Raw genomic sequence first — 1,283 nt, forward strand, 5'->3', positions numbered from 1 at the left:
CTCAGCACTGGGTTGAGCAACACGAACAGCTCAGTGTCTAGTTTGAGCACTGGCTTGAGCAACACGAATAGCTCAGTCTCTTCGTTGAGCACTGGCGTTAGCTCGCTCAGCACCGGTTTGAGCAACACGAACAGCTCGGTTTCTTCGTTGAGCACTGGTGTTAGTTCGCTCAGCACAGGTCTGAGTAATACCAATAGTTCTGTGTCCAGCTTGAGCACTGGCTTGAGCAATACCAATAGCTCGGTCTCTTCGTTGAGTACTGGCGTCAGCTCACTCAGCACGGGCCTGAGCAACACCAACAGTTCGGTCTCTAGCCTCAGCACAGGTCTGAGCAATACCAATAGTTCGGTATCTAGCCTTAGCACCGGCGTCAGCTCGCTCAGCACTGGGTTGAGCAATACGAACAGCTCAGTGTCTAGTTTGAGCACTGGCTTGAGCAACACCAATAGCTCGGTCTCTTCGTTGAGTACTGGTGTGAGTTCACTCAGCACCGGTTTGAGCAACACGAACAGTTCCGTGTCCAGTTTGAGCACGGGCCTGAGCAATACCAATAGTTCGGTATCTAGCCTCAGCACTGGCGTCAGCTCGCTCAGCACTGGGTTGAGCAATACCAATAGCTCGGTGTCTTCCTTGAGCACTGGAGTGAGTTCGCTCAGCACGGGTCTGAGCAATACGAATTCCAGCGTTTCGAGCTTGAGCACTGGCCTGAGCAATACCAATAGCTCAGTTTCGTCGTTGAGCACTGGCGTGAGCTCGTTGAGTACGGGTCTCAGCAACACCAACAGTTCAGTCTCGTCGCTCAGCACAGGTCTGAGCAACACGAACAGCTCTGTCTCCTCTCTGAGCACTGGAGTGAGCTCACTGAGCACGGGCCTGAGCAATACCAATAGTTCAGTATCTAGCCTCAGTACTGGCGTCAGCTCTCTCAGTACAGGCTTGAGCAACACCAACAGCTCTGTCTCGTCGTTGAGTACCGGCGTTAGCTCGCTCAGCACAGGTCTGAGCAACACGAATAGTTCCGTGTCCAGCCTGAGTACCGGGCTAAGCAACACGAACAGCTCGGTCTCTTCGTTGAGTACGGGTGTGAGCTCGCTCAGCACGGGTTTGAGCAACACCAATAGCTCTGTTTCGTCGTTGAGCACCGGAGTTAGTTCGCTCAGCACAGGTCTGAGCAATACGAATTCCAGCGTTTCGAGCTTGAGTACCGGTCTGAGCAACACGAATAGCTCAGTCTCTTCGTTGAGTACTGGTGTGAGCTCACTCAGCACGGGTCTGAGCAACAC

1 protein-coding gene is annotated in these 1,283 nt (G+C 53.2%); it reads right to left on the minus strand.

The genetic code is table 11. The annotated features are described in order from the left end of the window. The coding region (locus G518_RS41600) for a hypothetical protein (protein WP_425414323.1) at positions 1-1,283 on the minus strand (1,283 nt) is incomplete at both ends.

Source organism: Ottowia thiooxydans DSM 14619 (assembly GCF_000422885.1).
Lineage (GTDB): Bacteria > Pseudomonadota > Gammaproteobacteria > Burkholderiales > Burkholderiaceae_C > Ottowia > Ottowia thiooxydans.